At 67.5% G+C, this 21,371-nt stretch carries 20 protein-coding genes and 1 tRNA gene; 10 read left to right on the forward strand and 11 right to left on the reverse strand.

The window, feature by feature from the left end; all coding sequences use genetic code 11:
* Window positions 1-11 precede the first annotated feature (11 nt).
* A complete protein-coding gene (locus ACX9NE_RS10225; RefSeq protein WP_459361557.1) occupies window positions 12-2,561 on the forward strand; it encodes a PE family protein in 2,550 nt (849 codons plus the stop codon).
* A gap of 18 nt (window positions 2,562-2,579) precedes the next feature.
* Here the strand turns inward: ACX9NE_RS10225 and ACX9NE_RS10230 are convergent.
* The 4 genes from ACX9NE_RS10230 to ponA2 all read right to left on the reverse strand — a co-directional run bounded on the left by ACX9NE_RS10230 (window position 2,580) and on the right by ponA2 (window position 7,320).
* Window positions 2,580-2,653 (reverse strand) — tRNA-Pro (locus tag ACX9NE_RS10230).
* 65 nt (window positions 2,654-2,718) lie between these two features.
* Window positions 2,719-3,822 (reverse strand): L-cysteine desulfhydrase Cds1, encoded by a 1,104-nt coding sequence (gene cds1, locus ACX9NE_RS10235; protein WP_459361558.1) that lies wholly within the window; start codon window positions 3,820-3,822, stop codon window positions 2,719-2,721.
* Window positions 3,819-4,835, reverse strand: coding sequence for a metallophosphoesterase (locus ACX9NE_RS10240; protein WP_459361559.1), 1,017 nt, complete (start codon window positions 4,833-4,835; stop codon window positions 3,819-3,821). The genes cds1 and ACX9NE_RS10240 overlap by 4 nt, the downstream gene beginning before the upstream one ends.
* Window positions 4,836-4,893: 58 nt before the next feature.
* Window positions 4,894-7,320 carry a transglycosylase/D,D-transpeptidase PonA2 gene (gene ponA2 / locus ACX9NE_RS10245; RefSeq protein WP_459361560.1) on the reverse strand — a complete coding sequence of 809 codons (2,427 nt, stop codon included), beginning with the start codon at window positions 7,318-7,320 and terminating at the stop codon, window positions 4,894-4,896.
* 362 nt (window positions 7,321-7,682) lie between these two features.
* On the opposite strand from ponA2, the gene ACX9NE_RS10250 reads away from it, so the two are divergent.
* Window positions 7,683-8,033, forward strand: coding sequence for a WhiB family transcriptional regulator (locus ACX9NE_RS10250; RefSeq protein ID WP_459361561.1), 351 nt, complete (start codon window positions 7,683-7,685; stop codon window positions 8,031-8,033).
* A gap of 480 nt (window positions 8,034-8,513) precedes the next feature.
* Here ACX9NE_RS10250 and ACX9NE_RS10255 read toward each other — a convergent pair whose 3' ends face one another.
* Both ACX9NE_RS10255 and ACX9NE_RS10260 read right to left on the reverse strand, forming a co-directional pair.
* Window positions 8,514-9,644, reverse strand: a complete 1,131-nt coding sequence (locus ACX9NE_RS10255; RefSeq protein ID WP_459361562.1) for an ArsA family ATPase — start codon at window positions 9,642-9,644, stop codon at window positions 8,514-8,516.
* Window position 9,645: 1 nt separating this feature from the next.
* Window positions 9,646-10,671: an ArsA family ATPase gene (locus ACX9NE_RS10260; protein ID WP_459361563.1), complete on the reverse strand. Its 1,026-nt coding sequence runs from the start codon at window positions 10,669-10,671 to the stop codon at window positions 9,646-9,648.
* Between the two features lie 42 nt (window positions 10,672-10,713).
* Here ACX9NE_RS10260 and ACX9NE_RS10265 point away from each other — a divergent pair, with 42 nt between their 5' ends.
* The 3 genes from ACX9NE_RS10265 to ACX9NE_RS10275 are packed head-to-tail and all read left to right on the forward strand — an operon-like array spanning window position 10,714 to window position 12,136.
* Entirely contained in the window at window positions 10,714-10,875 is a 162-nt protein-coding gene (locus ACX9NE_RS10265; protein WP_099051178.1) for a DUF4177 domain-containing protein, read from the forward strand.
* 10 nt (window positions 10,876-10,885) lie between these two features.
* Window positions 10,886-11,341 (forward strand): RidA family protein, encoded by a 456-nt coding sequence (locus ACX9NE_RS10270; RefSeq protein ID WP_459361564.1) that lies wholly within the window; start codon window positions 10,886-10,888, stop codon window positions 11,339-11,341.
* Between the two features lie 6 nt (window positions 11,342-11,347).
* A complete protein-coding gene (locus ACX9NE_RS10275; protein WP_459361565.1) occupies window positions 11,348-12,136 on the forward strand; it encodes an MBL fold metallo-hydrolase in 789 nt (262 codons plus the stop codon).
* A gap of 80 nt (window positions 12,137-12,216) precedes the next feature.
* On the opposite strand, the gene crp is transcribed toward ACX9NE_RS10275, so the two are convergent.
* Window positions 12,217-12,891, reverse strand: a complete 675-nt coding sequence (crp, locus tag ACX9NE_RS10280; protein WP_085200145.1) for a cAMP-activated global transcriptional regulator CRP — start codon at window positions 12,889-12,891, stop codon at window positions 12,217-12,219.
* A 107-nt stretch (window positions 12,892-12,998) separates the two neighbouring features.
* Window positions 12,999-13,406 (reverse strand): hypothetical protein, encoded by a 408-nt coding sequence (locus tag ACX9NE_RS10285; RefSeq protein ID WP_459361566.1) that lies wholly within the window; start codon window positions 13,404-13,406, stop codon window positions 12,999-13,001.
* A 140-nt stretch (window positions 13,407-13,546) separates the two neighbouring features.
* Here ACX9NE_RS10285 and nth point away from each other — a divergent pair, with 140 nt between their 5' ends.
* Genes nth through marP form a run of 4 tightly spaced genes read left to right on the forward strand, consistent with a single transcriptional unit; the run spans window position 13,547 to window position 16,902 of the window.
* Window positions 13,547-14,227, forward strand: coding sequence for an endonuclease III (gene nth / locus ACX9NE_RS10290; protein WP_459361620.1), 681 nt, complete (start codon window positions 13,547-13,549; stop codon window positions 14,225-14,227).
* Between the two features lie 11 nt (window positions 14,228-14,238).
* Window positions 14,239-14,877 (forward strand): TlpA family protein disulfide reductase, encoded by a 639-nt coding sequence (locus ACX9NE_RS10295; protein ID WP_459361567.1) that lies wholly within the window; start codon window positions 14,239-14,241, stop codon window positions 14,875-14,877.
* A gap of 7 nt (window positions 14,878-14,884) precedes the next feature.
* Window positions 14,885-15,700 (forward strand): NUDIX hydrolase, encoded by an 816-nt coding sequence (locus tag ACX9NE_RS10300; RefSeq protein ID WP_459361568.1) that lies wholly within the window; start codon window positions 14,885-14,887, stop codon window positions 15,698-15,700.
* Between the two features lie 5 nt (window positions 15,701-15,705).
* Window positions 15,706-16,902 (forward strand): acid resistance serine protease MarP, encoded by a 1,197-nt coding sequence (gene marP, locus ACX9NE_RS10305; RefSeq protein ID WP_459361621.1) that lies wholly within the window; start codon window positions 15,706-15,708, stop codon window positions 16,900-16,902.
* Here marP and ACX9NE_RS10310 read toward each other — a convergent pair.
* Together ACX9NE_RS10310 and ACX9NE_RS10315 are read right to left on the reverse strand one after the other, a co-directional pair.
* The gene (locus ACX9NE_RS10310; protein WP_459361569.1) at window positions 16,895-17,845 is read right to left on the reverse strand and encodes an alpha/beta fold hydrolase; all 951 of its coding nucleotides are present in this window, start codon (window positions 17,843-17,845) and stop codon (window positions 16,895-16,897) included. The genes marP and ACX9NE_RS10310 overlap by 8 nt on opposite strands.
* The gene (locus ACX9NE_RS10315; protein ID WP_459361570.1) at window positions 17,846-18,388 is read right to left on the reverse strand and encodes a phage holin family protein; all 543 of its coding nucleotides are present in this window, start codon (window positions 18,386-18,388) and stop codon (window positions 17,846-17,848) included. It abuts the gene before it with no gap.
* A 254-nt stretch (window positions 18,389-18,642) separates the two neighbouring features.
* Here ACX9NE_RS10315 and ACX9NE_RS10320 point away from each other — a divergent pair, with 254 nt between their 5' ends.
* The gene (locus tag ACX9NE_RS10320) at window positions 18,643-19,329 is read left to right on the forward strand and encodes a S1 family peptidase (RefSeq protein ID WP_459361622.1); all 687 of its coding nucleotides are present in this window, start codon (window positions 18,643-18,645) and stop codon (window positions 19,327-19,329) included.
* On the opposite strand, the gene acs is transcribed toward ACX9NE_RS10320, so the two are convergent.
* On the reverse strand, window positions 19,326-21,296 hold the full coding sequence (acs, locus tag ACX9NE_RS10325) for an acetate--CoA ligase (protein WP_459361571.1): 1,971 nt from the start codon (window positions 21,294-21,296) through the stop codon (window positions 19,326-19,328). The genes ACX9NE_RS10320 and acs overlap by 4 nt on opposite strands.
* Between the last annotated feature and the right edge of the window lie 75 nt (window positions 21,297-21,371).

Below are 21,371 nucleotides of genomic sequence, written 5' to 3' on the forward strand. Positions count from 1 at the left end.
GAAGGTGTCGTATGTCTTTCGTCATCGCGGTGCCGGATGTATTGTCCACGGCGGCAACGAATTTGACGAATCTGTCGGCAACGCTGAGGGCGGCCGGCGCGGTCGCTAGCGCCCCCACCACAGCGGTAGTGGTGGCCGCTTCAGATGAGGTATCGGCGGCAATCGCCGCAGCGTTCTCCCGGCACGGCCAGAGCTATCAGGCCGTCAGCGCGCAGGCCGCGGCGTTTCAGGCGCAGTTCGTCGAAACGCTGGCGGCCGGTGGCCGCGCCTATGCCGGTGCGGAGGCCGCCAATGCGGCCGCGGTTGCGGCGAATCCGCTGCAGGCCGTGCTCGACGCGATCAACGCTCCGGTTCAGTCCCTCAGCGGGCGGCCGCTGATCGGCAACGGAGCACCCGGAACTGCGGGAACGGGGCAGGACGGTGCGCCGGGCGGCTGGCTGCTCGGCGACGGTGGCGCCGGCGGCTCGGGCGCATCCGGGCAGCAGGGCGGTAACGGCGGCGCGGCCGGGCTGTTAGGCAGCGGCGGGTCCGGCGGGGCCGGCGGAAATTCGCTGACCGGTAACGCCGGCGCCGGGGGCAGCGGGGGAGCCGGTGGACTGCTGTCCGGTGCCGGCGGTGGCGGCGGCGTCGGAGGGAAGTCCGGGAGCGGGCTTGGCGGCGCCGGCGGTACTGGCGGTGCGGGCGGATTGTTGGGTGGCGGCGGAGCCGGCGGACTCGGTGGCGCGAGCATCACCGGGGCGGGTGGGGCCGGCGGAAGTGGCGGGTCGGCCGGCGTGCTGGCCGGGTTGGTCGGCGCCACCGGCGGTCACGGCGGCAATGGCGGATTCGGCTCGACGGGCGGCGTCGGCGGCGCCGGTGGAGCCGGTGGCATGCTCGCCGGCGCGGGCGGTGACGGTGGAAGCGGCGGACTCGGCATCCCCCACGCCGGCGGCGCCGGCGGAGCCGGCGGCAAAGCGGGTTTCTTGTTCGGTGCTGGTGGATTGGGCGGTTCGGGCGGCGTCGGCAACGACGGTGGCGGCGCCGGCGGACACGGCGGGGACGCCGGCCTGTTGTTCTCCAGTGGCGGCGCCGGTGGCGCCGGCGGATCCGGCAATGGCGTACTGGTTACCTTCGGCGGCGCTGCCGGATCGGGCGGCAACGCCGGTCTGATCGGTTGGGGCGGAGCGGGCGGGATCGGCGGCTACTCGGACAACGGTGTCGGAGGTGCCGGCGGCGCAGGTGGCAGAGGTGGTCTGGTGCTCGGCAACGGCGGCGCAGGCGGTGAGGGCGGGCAAAGCTTCATCGAGTCCGGCGGCGCGGGCGGCAGGGGCGGCAACGCGGTGCTGGTCGGCATCGGCGGCAACGGCGGCAACGGCGGTAACGGCGGCGGGTTGGGCAGCATCGGCCTGACCGGGGTCAACGGCTCGGGCGGCCCGCTGCAAGTCGTGTTCGACGCAATCAACGCGCCCGTCCAGGCGCTGACCGGCCGTCCCCTGATCGGAAACGGCGCCAACGCCGCCCCGGTATCCGGTCAGGATGGCGCCCCGGGCGGATGGTTGATCGGCGATGGCGGCGCCGGCGGGTCGGGCACCAACGGCCAGCACGGAGGCGCCGGTGGCGCAGCCGGGTTCCTGGGCAGCGGCGGCGCCGGCGGTGCCGGGGGACACTCAGTCGGTTTGGGCAGCGGAGGCGGCGGTGGAAACGGGGGGATCGGCGGCCTGCTTGGTACCGGAGGAGCAGGCGGAACGGGTGGATCCGCGAATTCCCTGGCCGGCTTCGGTGGGCGTGGCGGCACAGGTGGAGCGGGAGGGCTGTTCGGCGGTGGCGGGGCAGGCGGAGGGGGCGCCCGTTCGGATGCTGTCGGCGTCTTCGACAGCGGCGTGGGCGGCAACGGTGGATCGGCCGGAGCGCTGGCCGGGCTGGTTGGCGCAGGCGGCGGTCATGGTGGCAATGGCGCAATCAACGCCAAGAGCCCCGGCGGGGCAGGCGGTGCCGGTGGAGACGGCGGTTGGCTGGCCGGATTCGGCGGCGCCGGCGGGACCGGCGGATTCGGTGAGGGCGGTGGGCCCGGTGGAGTCGGCGGCAAGGCCGGGCTGTTGTTCGGTAGCGGCGGGTTCGGCGGGACCGGAGGCGACACCTTCGTCGGACACGGCGGCGCCGGCGGTGCCGGCGGTGCGGCCGGCTTGCTGTTCGCCAGCGGCGGCGCCGGAGGTTCCGGTGGCTTCGGTCGGTTCGGCGGAGCGGGTGGAACCGGCGGAGACGCCGGTTTGCTGGGGTGCGGCGGGGCCGGGGGTACCGGCGGAAGCGGCAGCCTGGAGGGGCTCGGCGACACCGGCGGCGCCGGTGGGTCCGGCGGCCGGGGTGGAGGGCTACTAGGGGTAGGCGGTGCCGGGGGCGCCGGTGGTACCGATGATACGGGTGGCGGTGACGGCGGCGACGGCGGCGACGCAGTTTTCATCGGCAACGGCGGCAACGGTGGTGACGGCGGCCTCGGCCCGACGCCCGGCACCGCGGGTAAACCGGGCACGGGAGGCACCGGCGGCCTGCTCCTGGGGGTGAACGGGATCGACGGTTCGCCTTGAGCGGTCGATATCACAGAGTCGGGGTGGCGGGATTCGAACCCACGGCCTCTTCGTCCCGAACGAAGCGCGCTACCAAGCTGCGCCACACCCCGCTTGAAGCCTCGACAGCCTATCGCACCGAGCCAGCCACTTCCCAAACGGCAGGTCGGCGCCTCACTCACCCCCACCGGCAGGAGCGTTCGAATTCGACCAATGCCTCAGCGGGGTGACTGGGATCGAGCCCCTGAGCGGTCACCCACTCGTCGTCGAAGTAGGTGTCGGCGTAGCGGTCGCCGCTGTCGGCCAGCAGGGTCACCACCGAACCGCCGCGTCCCTCCGCGGCCATCTCCGCGAGCAGGCCGAACGCGCCCCAGACATTGGTGCCCGTCGACGGGCCGACCCGGCGCCCCAGCACGGCGCTGACGTGGCGCGCGGCTGCGATCGAGGCCGCATCGGGCACCGACACCATCCTGTCGACAACCGAAGGCAGGAATGACGGTTCCACCCGCGGCCTGCCGATGCCCTCGATCCGCGACGAGGCACCGGTCACGATGTCGGCCCGGTTGTCGGCGTAAGCCGGGAAGAAGGCGGAATTCTCCGGGTCCACGACGCACAATCGGGTCGCATGCCGCCGGTACCGGATGTAACGGCCGATCGTGGCGCTTGTTCCACCGGTACCGGCACCCACCACGATCCAGGCCGGTATGGGGTGCGCCTCGTAACCCATCTGCAGATAGATCGACTCGGCGATGTTGTTGTTGCCGCGCCAGTCGGTGGCCCGTTCGGCATTGGTGAACTGGTCCAGGTAGTGGCCGCCGGTCTCCGCGGCAACCCGCGCCGCCTCGGCGTAGACCTCGCTCGACTTCTGCACGAAATGGCAACGGCCGCCTTGTGATTCGATCAGTTTGATCTTCGTTGCGCTGGTCGATGCCGGCATCACCGCAACGAACGGCAGGCCCAGCATCGCCGCGAAGTAGGCCTCGGACACCGCGGTGGAACCCGACGACGCCTCCACCACGGTGGTGCCCTCACCGATCCACCCGTTGCACAGCGCGTAAAGGAAAAGCGATCGGGCGAGCCGGTGTTTCAGGCTGCCGGTGATGTGCGTTGTCTCGTCTTTGAGGTAGAGCGCGATGTCGAGGTCCGCGGACCACGCCGAGGGCAGCGGGTATCGCAGCAGATGGGTGTCAGCACTGCGACGGGCGTCCGCCTCGATCAGCCGTATCGCATTGTCGGTCCAGCTTCGGGAGAGGCTGCGGACCGCGATTGGCGTGTGCGTCAACGCACCGACACTGTTGGCTGCGAACGACCCAGGTTGCTGGTGGAGTCCCGGCCGCCCATCGGCGCCGCGATCAGTGTCAGCAGCGTCGCCTCGGGCCGGCAGCAGAATCTCACCGGCGCAAACGGTGACGTGCCGATCCCTGCCGAGACGTGCAGTCGAGTGTTCGAACCCCACTGCGATGGACCCTTGGCCCGCGAGCGGTCCAGGCCGCAGTTGGTAACCAGCGCGCCGTAGAACGGCAGGCAAAGCTGCCCGCCGTGGGTGTGGCCCGCCATGATCAGCTGGTAGCCGTCCGCGGCGAAGCGGTCCAGCACCCGCGGCTCCGGCGAGTGCACCAGGCCCAGCCTAAGGTTGGCCGCCGGGCTGACCGGTCCCGCGATCGTGTCGTAGCGGTCCCGGTCGATATGGGGATCGTCGACGCCCGCGGCGGCGACGTGCAGGCCGGCGACCTCGAACTCGCGCCGGTTGTGGGTGAGATCGAGCCAACCGCGCTCGGTGAAGGCCGCCCGCAGGTCCTGCCAGGGCAGCGGCTCTCCCTTGATGCGGTGGTCCGGGTTGGTCAGGTAACTCATCGGGTTCTTCAGCCGAGGCCCGAAGTAGTCATTGCTGCCGAAGACGAACACGCCCGGCCGGGACAACAGGTCGCCAAGAGACTGCACCACAGCCGGCACCGCTTTGGGGTGGGCCAGGTTGTCGCCGGTGTTGACCACCAGGTCGGGCTCCCAGCTGGCCAGCTCGCGCAGCCAGGCCTGCTTACGTCGCTGGTTAGGTGTCATGTGCAGGTCGCTGATATGGAGCACCCGCAGCGGTGTGGAGCCCGGGCTCAGGACCGGCATTGTGATCTCGCGCAGCACGAATGCATTGCGCTCGACGAACGCGGCGTAGCCGATCCCGGCAGCCGCCGAGGCGAGCGCGGCGGCGCCGGTCCTTAACACGACGGGAAGCGCCCCGCGAGGATGCGGTCCGTGAAGCGGACGGCTGAGGAGCGGGGCAGTCGGTCGTACGTCAGCCATGCCAGGCAGTTTACTGCCGGGACACGGCCCGACGCGCGTCTCTTCGCGCGACCAGGGCCTACGGAGGAGGAGCCGGCGGCGGAGGCGCCAACAGCGGAATGGTGATCGGCGGCAGGCCCGGAATCTCGACAACCTGCGATCCGACGACCTCCGGCGGCAGACCACCCTCCGGCGGCGGCGGCGGTGGTGGCGGGATCCCGTTACTGATCTGGATCGTCACGATCGAGCCCGGGATGGTCTGGCCGCTGGGCGACGTCCCAACAACCTCGCCGTACTTGGCGCCGCTGTTCACCGAGTTCGTTTGATCGGCCACCTGGAAACCGGCGTCGCGCAGGCGCTGACGTGCCTGGTCGACGTCCAACCCGGCGACGCTGGGCACGCGAGACCCCGGTGAGCCCTCGACGTATCGCGGGTCGGTGGGAGGCAGATGCACCTCGCCGAAGTTGTTCGCGATCGGCTTCATCGCGGTGAACCACGTGCGTGCCGGTTCGTTCCCGCCGTACAGGTCACCGCTGCCGCAGTGGCGCAGCGGCCCGGAACACAGGTCCGTCGGCGAGGGCGAGTCGTCATAGATGTAGTTGGCCGCCGCATAGCGGTTGGTGAAGCCGACGAAGCCGGAGGACCGGTGTGCCTCGGTGGTGCCGGTCTTGCCGGACATCGGCAGATCCCAGCCCGCCGCACCCGCCGATCCGGCTGCCGTGCCGCTGCCGACGGCGTCCTTGCTCATGGCGTTGGCCAGGGTGTTGGCCAGGCCTTCGGGCACCACCTGCTCGCAGGTCTCGGTGGTGACGGCCACCTCGTTACCGTTGCGGTCGATCAGCTTGTCGATCGGGTTCGGCGGGCACCACATCCCCCCGGAGGCGAGCGTGGCCGCGACGTTCGACAGTTCCAGGGCGTTGACTTCGATTGGTCCGAGGGTGAACGAGCCGATGTTCTGGCGCTTGACGAAGTCGGCCAGGCTCTCGTTGCTGTCGGGGTTGTAGTCGCGCGCGGTGCCGGGATTGGCGTAGGAGCGCAGGCCGAGTTTGATGGCCATGTCCACCGCACGCGAGACCCCGACCTGCGAGATCAGCTTCGCGAACGCGGTGTTGGGCGAGGTGGCCAGCGCGTCTGTCACGCTCATGGTGCCGCGATAATTACCGGCGTTGACCACGCACCAGGTGTCCTTCGGGCAACCCTTGGCGCCGCCGCTACCCAAGCCCTTGCCCTGGAATCGCGGCGGCACGTCGAGCTGCGCGTTGATGCCCATGCCCATGTCCAGCGCGGCAGCCGTCGTGAAGATCTTGAAGATCGAGCCGGCACCGTCGCCGACCAGGGAGAAGGGCTGCGGCCGCATGGTCTCGCCTGCCTCGGTGTCCAGGCCGTACTTGCGGTTGCTGGCCATTGCCACCACTTTGTGCGAGGTCTTGCCCGGCAGGATCACGCTCATCACGCTCGAGATACCGCTCAGCGTCGGGGGAGCGAATTTGTCGATGGCGGATTTGACCGGAATCTGCACGTCAGGGTCCAGCGTGGTCCGGATCAGGTAACCGCCACGGGCTACCTGTTCCTTACTGATCCCCGCGCGCGACAGGTATTCCTGGACGTAGTCGCAGAAGAAGGCGCGATCGCCGGCGGCGATGCAGCCGCGGGGCAGTTCATTGGGCTGCGGCAGGATTCCCAGCGGCTGTGTCTTGGCCGCGCGCAGCGCGTCGGCCTCGTTGGGGATGTTCTCGATCATGGTGTCCAGCACCACGTTGCGCCGAGCCAGCGCGCCTTCGGGGTTGGTGTACGGGTTGAGCGCGCTGGTCGACTGCACCATGCCCGCCAGCAGCGCTGCCTGCTGCCAGTTCAGGTCGATCGCGTTGACCCCGAAGTAGGTCTGCGCGGCGTCCTGGATGCCGAAGGAGTTGTTGCCGAACGACACCAGGTTGAGGTAGCGGGTGAGAATCTCCGGCTTGGTGAAGGTCTTGTCCAGCGTGAGTGCCATCCGGATCTCACGCAGTTTGCGCGCCGGGGTGGTCTCGACGGCTGCCCGCTTCTCCGCGTCGGTCTGTGCCGTGACCAGCAGTTGGTAGTTCTTGATGTACTGCTGCTCGATGGTCGAACCGCCGCGGGTCTCGACATCGCCGGAGGCGTAGCCGGCCAGACCGGTCAGCGTGCCTTTCCAGTCCACGCCGTTGTGATCGGCGAACCGCTTGTCCTCGATCGACACGATCGCCAGCTTCATGGTGTTGGCGATCTTGTCCGACGGCACTTCGAAGCGGCGCTGCGAGTAGAGCCAGGCGATCGTGTTGCCTTTCGCGTCGACCATCGTCGACACCGCCGGCACCTGTCCTTCCAGAAGTTGCGCCGATCCGTTCGCCACGACCTCGGAAGCCCGATTGGACATCAGCCCCACGCCACCGGCGAGCGGGAACATCAGCGCGGTGGCCACAACGCTGGCCAGCAGGCAGAAGCCCGCCAGCTTCAGCAGCGTGAGTGCTACCGGGGGGCGCTCGGACATGCGTACTACAGTAGCGACCTCTCGTCACGCCCCCGCGCCGAGCGGTTGAGAAAAATTTCTTTAGCAGCTGTTGAACCGGTTCGCTACCCCCGGGCACCTGTGCGATTGCTGCGATGTTACTGGTCAGGGGCCCAAAACGGGACAGGCCGAACCTGTTTCCCCCGGCCGGTCTGCGGAAGACTGCACGCACGTCCCAGAAAAAGCGTTATCGTACTGTTGCGCAATTGCCGCCCAACACCCTAACTTAGAAGCGCAGTGAGATTCAGGTAACTCCGATGTGCACCATGTGGCATAGCTCGCATCATCGGCTGGTACCCGAGGAGGGCGGCCGCAGGCGGCGGCCGGAAGGAAGGGATCAGCTCGTGTCAGGAACACGTCCGGGCGCACGCAGGACCAACCTCACGTCCACAGGCAACCTGCTGCGCAGCGTCGAGGCTGAGGAGCGCATCACCTGGGTGTCGCAGGCGTTGTGCCGGGCCACCGACCCCGACGAGTTATTCGTGCGCGGCGCAGCCCAGCGCAAGGCCGCCGTGATCTGCCGGCACTGCCCTGTAATGCAGGAATGCGGTGCCGACGCACTGGACAACAAGGTGGAGTTCGGCGTATGGGGCGGGATGACCGAGCGTCAGCGTCGGGCACTGCTCAAGCAGCACCCAGAGGTTGTTTCCTGGTCCGACTACTTCGACAAGCGCAAGCGCCGCAACATCATCTGACGGGCACCTAGTCCGCGCGGCGTGCGCGGTTCTCTCATTACGGCTACATTACCGCTTAGCCGTTAGAAATTGCTGATAGGACTGTTTCGGGCTGGTCAGAGCCTATTTTCAGCAGTAACGAACGTTAGCCGTACTTCGAACGCGATTGAATGTGCGTCAAATAACGCTGCATCCGGGGCATCGGCGTTGGTGGCGGGGCCCATTGCCGACGCCACTCGGGCGGTCGCCGGCGCGAGTTGCCCTGGGCCGGGGGCGGCGGGGTCTACGGGTGGTCGCACGTGTCCCCAAGCGCCGTTGTGCATACCAAGCTCCATCATTACTTTTCTGTTACAGCATAGCTGTACTTGATATCTATAGCGCTGTATCCACGCAGGTCAGAGGGATTTTTGGGACTGCAGATACTGATGTTGTTGACGATCGGGGTTGAATGGCCGTCAAATAAAGGACGGCAGCCCCGCATCGCCGCAGTTCAGATACCGATCAGACGGACGTGATCTGATCGGCCAGGGCTCGCAGGGCTTCGAGATCAGAGACGTCGAACGGCAACGAAGGCACTCCAATCACCGGAACATGGGGGTGCGCTCCGGTAAAGCGGGACAGCAGCCGGATCTCACGCTTGGCCGTCTGGCCGCGGTCGGCATGTATGTGCAGCACCGCTGACGCCAGCGCCGCCGATTCTGAACTGTCCGCCGCCAGCTTTTCGGTGGCGTCGATCGCGCGCTCGACAGCCAGGGAGCACAGTGGCGGGTGGGTGCGGTTCAAGACCAGCCCGGCCAGCGGCATGCCTTCCTGCGACAGTCGATCGACAAAGAAAGCCGCCTCGCGCAGTGCGTCGGGCTCGGCGGCCGAGACAACGACGAACTGCGTGCCGCGCCGCTTCAGCAGCGCGTAAGTGCGGTCGGCCTTCTCCCGGAAACCGCCGAATGTCGCGTCCAGCGATTGCACGAATGCCGCCGCGTCGCCGAGCATCTGCGAACCCAGTATGGTCGACATCGCCTTCATGGCCAGACCCATCGCACCGGTGACCAGCCGCCCGATGCCACGCCCGGGCGCGAGCAACAACCGCCACAGCCGGCTGTCCATGAAGCTGCCCAAGCGTTTGGGGGCATCCAGAAAGTCCAGTGCGTTGCGCGACGGCGGGGTGTCGACAACCACCAGGTCCCACCGGTCCTGCGCCAGCAGCTGGCCCAGCTTCTCCATCGCCATGTATTCCTGCGTACCGGCCAGTGACGTGGCGACCGTCTGGTAGAACTGGTTGTCCAAAATCGACTGTGCCCGATCGGATCCCGAGTACTGCACCACCATCTCATCGAACGTGCGCCGCATGTCGAGCATCATCGCGTGCAGTTCGCCGGGCACCTCCGGAGCCAGTGGCACGCGTTGCGGCGTGTTGCCAAGGTCGTTGACTCCCAAAGCTTGTGCAAGACGCTTGGCCGGGTCGATGGTCAAAACGACTACGGTGCGCCCATATTCGGCCGCCCGCAACGCGATCGCCGCTGCTGTGGTGGTCTTGCCGACACCGCCCGCGCCACAGCACACCACCACGCGGTTGGTGGTGTCGGCCAGAATCGAGGCCATATCAAGGGTTTCCGGTTTGTGTGCCTGGGTCATGTCATCGAACCCCTTGCTGTGCAAGTACTTCCGAAAGTTCGTAGAGGCTGCCCAGGTCGACGCCGTCGGAGATCGTCGGCAGTTCCAGCCGCGGGACTTGCAGCGAGTCGAGTTGCTGCGCGGTCTCCGATCGCGCGCTGATCCGGGTGGCGTGCTCGATCGTCTCGGTCAGCAGACCGGCGAAGTCGCTGTCGTCGAGTTCGATGCCGGCCTTTGCCAAGCCGGAGCGCACGGAGTCGGCGTCCACCACACCCTCGGCGGCCTTCGCGAGGTCGTCATTGTCGAGATAGGCCGGAATGTTGCGGTTCACGATCACACTGCCGATCGGCAGCTCCATCTCGGCGAGTTCCTCGATGGCCTCCAGGGTTTCCTGCACCGGCAGCGCCTCCAGCAGCGTCACCAGGTGGATGGCGGTCTGGTCGGAGTGCAGCAGCCTGACCACACCTTCGGCCTGAGAATGGACCGGTCCACCCTTGGCCAGGTCCGACACCGCCTTGGTGACGTCCAGGAAGCGGGCGATGCGACCGGTCGGAGGCGCGTCGACGACGATCGCGTCATAGACGGGATTCTTGGCCCCCTTGTTCATCCGGATCACCGTCTCCTTGATCTTGCCGGTGAGCAGCACGTCGCGTAGGCCGGGCGCGATGGTGGTCGCGAACTCGATAGCGCCGATACGCCGCATTGCCCGGCCCGCGATGCCCAGGTTGTAGAACATGTCGAGGTATTCCAGGAACGCGGCCTCGATGTCGATGGCCAGCGCGTTGACCTGGCCGCCGCGCTCGGCCGTCGCGATCTTCAGTTCCTGATAAGGCAGCGGCGGAACGTCGAACATTTGCGCAATCCCTTGGCGCCCTTCGACTTCGACCAGCAGGACCTTGCGCCCGCCGGCGGCCAGGGTCAGCGCGAGGGCTGCCGCGACCGTCGATTTGCCGGTGCCGCCCTTGCCGGTCACGAAATGGAGGCGGGCCTTCGACAACCGAGAGGGCCACCCGACGGAGCTACCGCCGCTCGATGTGTTTGCCACCATCGCATGCTAGCCGTTGCCCATTTGCCCGATAAGCTCGCGACCATGACCCAACCCACCACATGGGAGTACGCGACCGTTCCGCTGCTCACCCACGCCACCAAGCAGATCCTCGACCAGTGGGGCGCCGACGGCTGGGAACTGGTGTCGGTGCTGCCCGGGCCCACCGGTGAGCAGCACGTCGCCTACCTCAAACGGCCCAAGTAGGGCGGAGCGGATGAGCGCCAAAGCACGCCTGAAGGAACTCGGCCTCACCCTCCCGCAGGTGGCGGCCCCGCTGGCGGCCTACGTGCCCGCGGTACGCACCGGCAACCTCGTCTACACCGCGGGCCAGCTGCCGTTCGTGGACGGAAAGCTGCCCGCCACCGGTAAGGTCGGCACCGACGTCGCACCCGACGTCGCCAAATCGCTGGCGCGGGCGTGTGCTCTCAATGCCCTTGCCGCCGTGGATTCGCTGGTGGGTCTGGACTCGGTGACCCAGGTGGTCAAGGTGGTCGGGTTCGTCGCGTCAGCGCCGGGCTTCCACGGCCAGCCGGGCATCGTCAACGGGGCCTCCGAACTGCTGGCCGAGGTCTTCGGCGACAGCGGTTTGCATGCGCGGTCGGCGGTCGGTGTCTCGGAGTTGCCGCTGGACGCCCCGGTGGAAGTCGAAGTGATCGTGGAGGTCGGTTAGCGACCGATGTCCGGACCCGCACTGGCTCATCCCGCCTACGCGCAGCTGCGGGCGGTCACCGACACGGCTTCGGTGTTGCTGTGCGAAAACCCGGGCCTGATGACGCTGGAGGGAACCAATACTTGGGTGCTGCGCGGGCCGCGCAGCGACGAACTGGTCATCGTCGATCCCGGGCCTGACGACGACGAGCACATCGCGCGGGTGGCCGCTCTGGGCCGTATCACGTTGGTGTTGATCAGTCACCGGCATGGTGACCACACCGACGGCATCGACAAGCTGGTCGACTCGACGGGGGCGACGGTGCGGTCTGCGGGCAGTGGATTTCTGCGCGGGTTCGGCGGCGAACTGACCGACGGCGAAGTGATCGATGCCGCAGGCCTGCGGATCACGGTGATGTCCACACCGGGCCATACCGCGGACTCGTTGTCGTTCGTGCTCGACGATGCGGTGTTGACCGCCGACACCGTGCTCGGCCGCGGCACCACCGTGATGGACTCCGAGGACGGCAACCTGACCGCCTACCTGGAATCACTACACCGGCTGCGCGGCCTGGGGCCGCGGACCGTGCTTCCCGGACACGGGCCCGAACTGCCGAATCTGGACACGGTTGCGCAGGGCTACCTGGCGCACCGGAGCGAGCGGCTGGAACAGGTGCGTTCGGCGCTGCGCGAGCTCGGCGAGGATGCCAGCGCCCGTCAGGTCGTCGAACACGTCTACACCGACGTCGATGACAAGCTCTGGGACGCGGCCGAGTGGTCGGTGCAGGTCCAGCTGAACCACCTGCGGGCCCAGTAGCGCGAGCAGACACAAAATCGCACATTCCGGCACGGAATCGTGCGATTTTGTGTCTGCTCGGCGGGGTGGTGTGCCCGTGCTTAGCGCGCTCGGCGGGCCAGCCGCTCGCTGTCGGAGATGAGCACACTCTTGCCCTCCAGCCGAATCCAGCCGCGGTGCGCGAAATCGGCCAGCGCCTTATTGACCGTCTCCCGAGACGCGCCCACCAGCTGGGCGATCTCTTCCTGGGTGAGGTCGTGGGTGACCCGCATCGCGCCGCCTTCCTGGGTACCGAAACGCTGCGCGAGCTGCAGGAGCTGCTTGGCCACCCGGCCGGGCACGTCGGTGAAGATCAGGTCGGCAAGGTTGTTGTTGGTGCGACGCAGCCGGCGGGCCAATACCCGGAGCAGCTGTTCGGCGATTTCCGGCCGGTCGGCGATCCAGGCCCGCAGCGCGTCGCGGTCCATCGACACCGCGCGCACCTCCGTGATTGTCGTCGCGCTCGAAGTTCGCGGTCCCGGGTCGAAGATCGACAGCTCGCCGAACATGTCCGACGGGCCCATGATCGTGAGCAGGTTCTCCCGCCCATCGGGCGAGCGACGACCGATCTTCACCTTGCCCGCGATTATGATGTAAAGCCGGTCACCCGGTTCACCTTCAGCGAAAACGGTGTGTCCACGGGGGAAGTCGACGGGCTGCAACTGCTTGGTCAGTGCGGCGACTGCGCTGGGCTCAACCCCTTGGAAGATTCCGGCCCTTGCCAGGATCTCGTCCACGTTGCCTCTTCTTGCCTCTTCAGTTACTCACGAAGTAGATACGGGCTGGCCAACCTGTGACGGCCGACACGAGTCTAAGGTAGGCCAAACGGTGCGGCCTGCCAACGCTAAACACGATTAACGTGTCGAGTCACCGTAAACTGCGTATCGGTCACATACCGGCCGCCCCAGCTGGCCCCGATGCGGGTGGGCAGGCCTAATTCGATTCGGCCGACGACGTCGGCGGCAAAGAAAGTCTCGGCGTGATGGCGACCGGTCAACGCCGGGGGTTGCGGAGCTGCGTGCAGCCCCAGGGCCTGCCGTCGGTGCAAGAGCTCTAGCGCCTCCGGCATTCCCTCACGCGCTAGTGTGCGGACGTCGACGGCCTCAGCGTGGTCGAGAAATTCGGCGACATCGGTGGCCGTGACGGTGTCGTGGGCGAGCGTCCTCTCCAGTCGCCCGAGCCCGAGCGCCGCCAGCATCAGCAACCCGGGTATGCAGGCCACCAGCAACCACAACACAAAATGAGTAAACATGGCCAATATCTCAGCCAGATCACGAAATCAGTACTCTGTCGTAGGTGTCAGCGGCCACACCCACCCCTCCCGGGAACAAAGCGGTCGCCAAACGCTTCGCCGACGAGACCCGCACCGGATTGGTACGACGGGCGCGCAGAATGAATCGGGCCCTGGCCCAGGCCTTTCCCCACGTCTACTGCGAGCTGGACTTCACGTCGCCGCTGGAACTGGCCGTGGCGACCATTCTTTCGGCGCAGAGCACCGATAAGAGGGTGAATCTCACGACGCCGGCGCTGTTCGCGAAATACCGTACGGCCCTCGATTACGCCCGGGCCGACCGCGAGGAGCTGGAAGCCCTGATCCGGCCCACCGGCTTCTACCGAAACAAAGCGACCTCACTGATCGGGCTCGGTCAGGCTCTGGTGGAGCGTTTCGACGGCGAGGTGCCTGACACCATGGAGGAGCTGGTGACGCTGCCCGGGGTCGGGCGCAAGACCGCAAACGTCATCCTGGGCAACGCATTCAACATTCCAGGCATCACCGTCGACACCCACTTCGGCCGGTTGGTCCGCCGCTGGCGGTGGACCGCCGAGCAAGACCCGGTCAAGGTGGAGCACGCGGTCGGCGAACTCATCGAGCGCAAGGAATGGACATTGCTGAGCCACCGGGTGATCTTTCACGGCCGGCGGGTGTGCCATGCCCGTAAACCGGCGTGCGGTGTGTGCGTCTTGGCCAAGGACTGCCCGTCCTACGGCCTGGGACCCACCGACCCGCTGTTGGCCGCCCCGCTGGTCCAAGGCCCCGAAACCGACCACCTGTTGGCCCTGGCCGGGCTGTAGTCGCGCTTGGCATGAAGGGGCTCTCCGGCACTGCACGCTGGACCATCGCCGTTCTGGTGATGGTCGCGGCACTGGTGGTGGCGCTGGTCGCGCAGTTGCGCGACACCGCCACGACGCCGGCGACCAGGCAGGTCCCCAGCGGGCGGGAACACCGGGATGCCGACACCGTTGAGGCACTGGCCGGGCCGCGGCGGCGGGCCGAGCTGGCGCCCTGTCCGCCCCCGAGGTCCGAGCCCGCCGTGCCGGCCCTGCGTGGGGTCATAGTGGAATGCGCGGCCGACGGCGCAGCGGTCGACGTGGCCGCGGCGCTGGCCGGACGGCGGGTGGTGATCAACTTGTGGGCGTACTGGTGCGCGCCCTGCGCTGCCGAATTGCCGGCCATGGCCGAGTATCAACGTCGAGTCGGGTCCGACGTGATGGTGGTTACGGTGCATCAGGACGAGAACGAGGCCGCCGCCCTGCTGCGGTTGGCCGAACTGGGTGTCCGGCTACCGACACTGCAGGACGGTCGCCGTCGGGTGGCGGCGGCGCTGCGGGTGGCAAACGTGATGCCCGCGACCGTGGTGGTGCGGGCGGACGGTAGCGTTGCGCAGACCCTGCCGCGGGCCTTCGACAGCGCCGACGAGATTGCGGCCGCGGTCGGGGAGTGAGGCGGGGGTGAGCGATTCAGGTGAGGTGTCGGTGACTGCAGCGGGTGCCGCGCGCGGGCGGGGGACGGTCGCCCTGACTCCTGAAGCCGGTCCGAGGTGGTTGCGACCGCTGATCGACAACGTCGACCAGATTCCCGACGCATACCGCCGCCGGCTGCCGGCGGACGTGGTGGCGATGGTGACGGCGGCGAAGGCGCTCAGTCGAGGTGGGCGCGATGCGGCCGTGCTGGTGCTGTTCTCGGGACCCGAATCGGGAACCGCCGACGGAGGTGTCCCCGACGACGCAGACCTGCTGCTGACGGTGCGGGCCTCGACCTTGCGCCACCACGCCGGCCAGGCCGCCTTTCCCGGCGGTGCATCGGACCCCGGCGACGACGGTCCCGTCGCCACCGCCCTGCGTGAGGCGCGCGAGGAGACCGGCATCGACGTTGGCCGACTGCGTCCGCTGGCGACCATGGAACGCACCTTCATCGCACCGTCGCGCTTCCACGTCGTGCCGGTGCTGGCCTACTCACCCGATCCGGGCCCCGTCACGGTCGTCAACGACGCCGAAACCGCAATCGTTGCCCGGGTCCCGGTGCGCGCCTTCATCAACCCGGCCAACCGGCTGATGGTTTACCGCGGCACCCTCGGGCGTCGCTGGGCCGGACCGGCGTTTCTGCTGAATCAAATGCTCGTGTGGGGCTTCACCGGCCAGGTGATCTCTGCGGTGCTCGATGTCGCGGGCTGGTCGCAGCCCTGGGACACCGACGACATCCGCGAGCTGGATGACGCGATGGTGCTGGTCGGCGATTCGGACGGGTCAGGGGGTGGGTTGCGATGAACTCGATGACCCCGTCGCAATGGCTGGACATCGCCGTCCTGTCGGTCGCGTTCATCGCCGCCATCTCAGGCTGGCGATCCGGCGCCCTGGGATCGGTGTTCTCATTCGCCGGGGTGGTGCTGGGCGCGTTGGCCGGGGTGCTGCTGGCGCCGCACATCGTCAGCCATATCGCCGCTCCGCGGGCCAAGCTGTTCGCGGCGCTGTTCCTGATCCTGGCGCTGGTGGTGGTCGGCGAAGTCGCCGGCGTGGTGTTGGGACGGGCGGTGCGGGGTGCGATCCGCAACCGGCCTTTGCGCACCATCGACTCGGTGATCGGCGTGGCGGTCCAGCTTCAGGTCGTGCTGGCCGCGGCCTATCTCCTGGCGACCCCGCTGACCCAGTCAAAGGACCAGCCGGAGCTGGCCGCCGCGGTGCGCGGCTCCCGGGTGCTCGCTGAGGTCAACGAGGTGGCCCCTGAGTGGTTGAAGCAGCCGCTTCGCCAGCGGCTTTCCGGGTTGCTCAATAACTCCGGCCTGCCCGCGGTGTTGGAACCGTTCAGCCGCACCCCCGTGATACCGGTCGCCTCGCCTGACCCGGCGCTGGCCAACAATCCGGTGGTGGCGGCCGCGGCGCCGAGCGTGGTCAAGGTGCGCAGCCTGGCACCCAGCTGTCAGAAAGTGCTGGAAGGCACCGGATTCGTGATCTCGCCGGAGCGGGTGATGACCAATGCGCACGTGGTCGCCGGCTCCAGCAACGTCTCGCTGCAGGCCAACGGCAAGAACTTCGACGCCACCGTGGTGTCCTACGACCCGCAGGTGGACATCGCCATTCTGGCGGCCCCGGGATTACCGTCAGCGCCGCTGGTGTTCGACGACACCCCCGCGAAAACCGGGACCGACGTCGTGGTGCTGGGCTACCCCGGCGGCGGTAACTTCACCGCCACCCCCGCCCGGATCCGGGAGGTGATCAAACTCAGCGGACCCGACATCTACCGCAGCCCGCAGCAGGTCACCCGTGACGTGTACACCATCCGGGCCAACGTGGAGCAGGGCGACTCCGGTGGCCCGCTGATCAACCTCGACGGGCGTGTCCTCGGCGTGGTGTTCGGCGCGGCCGTGGACGACGCGGACACCGGCTTCGTGCTGACGGCCGAGGAGGTGGCCGGTCAGCTCTCCAAAATCGGGGCAACCACACAGGTGAGCACCGGAGCGTGCGTCAGCTGACCTGGTGCACTCTGGCCAGAAAACGCGTCAAGTGGCGGTTGATCTCCTGTGGCGCCTCTTCGTGGCTGAAGTGTCCCGCGCCGGCAACGGATACATAGCGGCCATGCGGTGCGTAGCGCTGGGTACGTTCGACCGGGGCGGCCAGGACGTAGGGATCGGCATCGCCACGGATATGCAGCAGCGGCACACCCAGCTGCGCGACGGTGGACTTGATGAACCGGTGACCCTCGCCGCGCAGCTGGCTGCGGACCGCCCACCGCTGATATTCGAGGGCGCAGTGTGCGGCCCCCGGGATCTGTATGGCTTGCCGCAGGTACTTGACGGTCTGTGAAAAGTCTTCGGAGGCAATCCATTTGGGTCCGCTGCGGCTGCGGACCAGTCGCTCGATCTCGGCGCCGTCGTGTCTGGTCAGTAGCCGCTCCGGCAGCAGTGGCGCCTGGTATCGCAGCAGTGTCGGCAACAGCGCACGGCTCTGGTCCCGCTGCGTGAGGGCGGATCGCCGCAGCGCCGCCGGATGCGGGGAGCTGACCAGCGCGACGCCGCGCACCAGCCGTGAGTGCAGCAGCGCGGTACCCCAGCAGGCCAGCCCACCGTCGGCGTGGCCGATCAGCGTCGCCGACGAATGCCCGAGCGCACGAATGAGTCCCGCTGTATCGCCGGCCAGCGTCCAGCCGTCGTAACCGCGGGGCGGCTTGTCGCTGCCGCCATAGCCGCGTAGGTCGACCGCGACCACTCGGGCGCCGGTCAGAGCGCGCAGCTGGTGCCGCCATGACCACCAGAACGACGCGAATCCGTGCAGCAGCATCACCAGCGGCCGACCGGCGGCGGCACCGGGGTTGTCGGCGTTCGCTTCGACGACGTGGAACCGGATGCCGTTGGCGTGTACATCCAGATGGCGCCAGGGCCCGTCGATGCGGACTATCGACGGAGCGGGAACCGGCATCTACCAGCCCGAGGGATCGGCGGGAGCGTTGTCCTCAGGCTTCTCGTGTCTGCCGCGATGCTCGGGAAGCTGCTTGGGGCCCGCCGTTGCCTTGTCGTGGCCGGGGGCGAATGCCGTGCGCGCTTCCTTGACGGATTCGATGGTCTTCTGAGGTCCGCGGATCCTGCGGACCTTCAAGAAGCCCAACAACGCGAGCGCGCCGGTGACCACGACCATGATCGCGAAGACGATCAGGAACGCCGCCCAGCGCCACAGCCAGGAGTCCAGCAACTCGGCGAGAAAGAAAAAGAAGAAGAACGTCGAGTAGAACAGCACCACCAGCGCGGAAATGAAGAAGACGCTGCCGGTCAGTCCTTTCTTGACGTCGCGGGTGATCTCCGCGCGGGCTAGTTCGACCTCGGCGCGCACCAGGGTCGACATCTGCGTCGTCGCGTCTTTGATCAGATCGCCGACCGACGGCTCGCCGGCCCTGGCGTGCGGGTCGGTCAGCGGAATCGTGGTCAGCGTGCTGGGCACACCGTTCTTGCGATCAGGTTTGCTCACAGACGGTCCTCTCCGTTTCGCGCTGGTCGGTGTCCCTGTGGGCCGCGTAGTGCGCGTCGTCGCGGTTTATGTTGCCATGCGGCCCCAGGACAAGACGATGCCGGCCGAGGCCAGCCGAAGGCCTTCGAAAATGCGACGGACCTGTGCGATTGATCCTCTACACTGGCCCACTGGTCTGAAATCTCTCATTCCACCGCTTGACAACCGAACGGGGTATCACTTTGCGGAAGGCGCCACGCGGCCTGAAATCCGCTTTGAAATCGGCTTCTGCCGAGGCCGTCGTGGCCGTTCTCCTGGGCCTTCTGTTCCTGCCGGCGAGCGCCGCGTCCGCTGACGACAAGGTCCCGCTGGGTGGTGGCGCGGGCATCGTCGTCAACACGGGCACGCTGTGCACGCTGACCGCGATCGGCCACGACAAGTTCGGCGACCTGATCGGGTTCACCTCGGCGCATTGCGGTGGTCCGGGTGCACCGGTCGCAGCCGAAGGCGCCGAGAATCGCGGTCCGGTCGGCACCATGGTCGCCGGGAACGACGGCCTGGACTACGCGGTGATCAAGTTCGACCCGGCCAAGGTGAACCCGGTGAACAACTTCAACGGGTTTGCCATCAACGGCATCGGCCCCGAACCCGTCTTCGGTCAGGTGGCGTGCAAGCAGGGCCGTACCACCGGCAACTCCTGCGGCGTCACCTGGGGTCCGGGTCAGGATCCGGGCAGCATCCTTATGCAGGTCTGCGGCGGGCCCGGTGACTCTGGGGCCCCGGTGACCGTCGACAATCTCCTGGTCGGGATGATCCATGGCGCCTTCAGCGACAGCCTGCCCAGTTGCGTCACCAAATACATTCCGTTACACACACCCGCGGTGGTGATGTCGATCAACACCGACCTTGACGACATCGTCGCCAAGAACCGGCCCGGATCGGGATTCGTCCCGATCGGCTAGGTTTGCTTCGCCTCGCGGATCGCGTCGAAGACGTTGGGGTCCAACAGCGTTGAGGTGTCGCCTAGGTCGCGGTTCTCTGCGACGTCGCGCAACAGCCGGCGCATGATCTTGCCACTGCGGGTCTTCGGCAGTTCGGGCACGATGTGGACTTCGCGTGGTTTGGCGATGGGTGAGATCTCGTGGGAAACCTCCGCGCGCAACTCCTCGACGGTGCCTTCGCTCACCTCGTAGTTGCCGCGCAGCACCACGAAGGCGCAGATCGCCTGACCGGTGGTGTCGTCGGTGACTCCGACAACCGCGGCCTCTGCCACCCCGGGATGCCCGACGAGTGCTGATTCCACCTCGGCGGTGGAGATGCGGTGCCCGGAAACATTCATCACGTCGTCGATCCGGCCCAGTACCCAGATGGCGCCATCGGGGTCGAAACGGGCGCCGTCGCCGGCGAAGTAGTAACCCTTGTCGGCGAACTTGGACCAGTACGTCTTGCGGTACCGCTCCGGGTCACCCCAGATGCCGCGCAGCATCGACGGCCATGGTTGGTCCAGCACCAGGTAGCCGGTGACGTGCGTTGCGGCCTTCTCCTTCTGGTCGTCCGGCGGAGCAAGCGGTTCGCCGTGGTCGTCGACGATCTTGGCTGAAATGCCGGGCAGCGGGGTCATCGCCGAACCGGGCTTTACCTCGCTGACACCCGGCAGCGGCGAGATCATCGCCGAGCCGGTCTCGGTCTGCCACCAGGTGTCCACGACCGGCACCCGGCCCCCGCCGATCACGTCGCGGTACCATCGCCACGCCTCGGGGTTGATGATCTCCCCGACCGAACCGAGCAGCCGGATGCTTGACAGATCGTGTGCGTCCGGGATGTCACGGCCCCACTTCATAAAGGTCCGGATCAGTGTTGGCGCCGTGTAATAGATTGTGACGCCATACTTTTCGATGATCTCGAAGTGCCGGTGCTCGCTGGGGGTGTTGGGCGTCCCCTCGTAGAGCACCACGGTGACGCCGTTGGACAGCGGGCCGTACACGCTGTAGGTGTGGCCGGTGACCCAGCCGATGTCGGCCGTGCACCAGAACACGTCGGTCTCGGGTTTGACGTCGAAGACGGCGTGCATCGTGTACGCGCACTGCGTCAGGTAGCCACCGCTGCTGTGCACGATGCCCTTGGGCTTGCCGGTGGTTCCCGAGGTATAGAGCAGGAACAGGGGCTGCTCGGCGTCGAACGCCTCAGGGGTGTGCTCGGGCGAGGCCTTACCCACGACGTCGTGCCACCACAGGTCCCGGTCGTCGTTCCAGGGGACGTCGATTCCCGTGCGCCGCACCACCAGAACTTTTTCGACGGGACTGTCATCGACCGCCACCGCCTCGTCGGCGGCTTCCTTCAGCGGCGCCGGCTTGCCGCGGCGGAACTGCCCGTCGGCGGTGATCAGCAGTTTGGCGTCGGCGTCTGCGATCCGGGTCCGCAAGGCGTGCGCGGTGAAGCCGCCGAACACCACGCTGTGCATGACGCCCAACCGCGCGCAGGCCAGCATCGCGATCACCGCCTCAGGAATGAGCGGCAAGTAGATGGCGACCCGGTCGCCGGCGACCAGGCCGAGGTCGGTCAGCGCGTTGGCGGCCTTGCCCACCTCCTGCTGCAACTGGGCGTAGGTCAAGGTGCGGCGGTGGTCCCGCGGTTCACCTTCCCAATGGATCGCGACGCGGTCACCGTTGCCGGCCTCCACGTGCCGGTCCACGCAGTTGTAAGCGACGTTGAGTTTGCCGCCGACGAACCACTTGGCGAACGGCGCGTCCGACCAGTCCAGCACCTCGGTATACGGCGTCGCCCATGACAGCCGGTCGGCTTGCGCGGCCCAGAACGCCAGCGGGTCTTCCTCGGCCTGCTCGTACAGCTCCGCCCGGGCGTTGGCCTGTTCGGCGAACTGCGTCGGAGGGGGGTAGGAACCAGGCTGCTCTGCTTCGGTGGCGGTCACGCGTGTGAGCGTAACTCCGCGGCGGCGCGGACACTGATGGGCTTCGATTCGTCGCCGTGAGTCCATCTGCCGGAC

This window comes from Mycobacterium sp. ML4, from assembly GCF_054515735.1.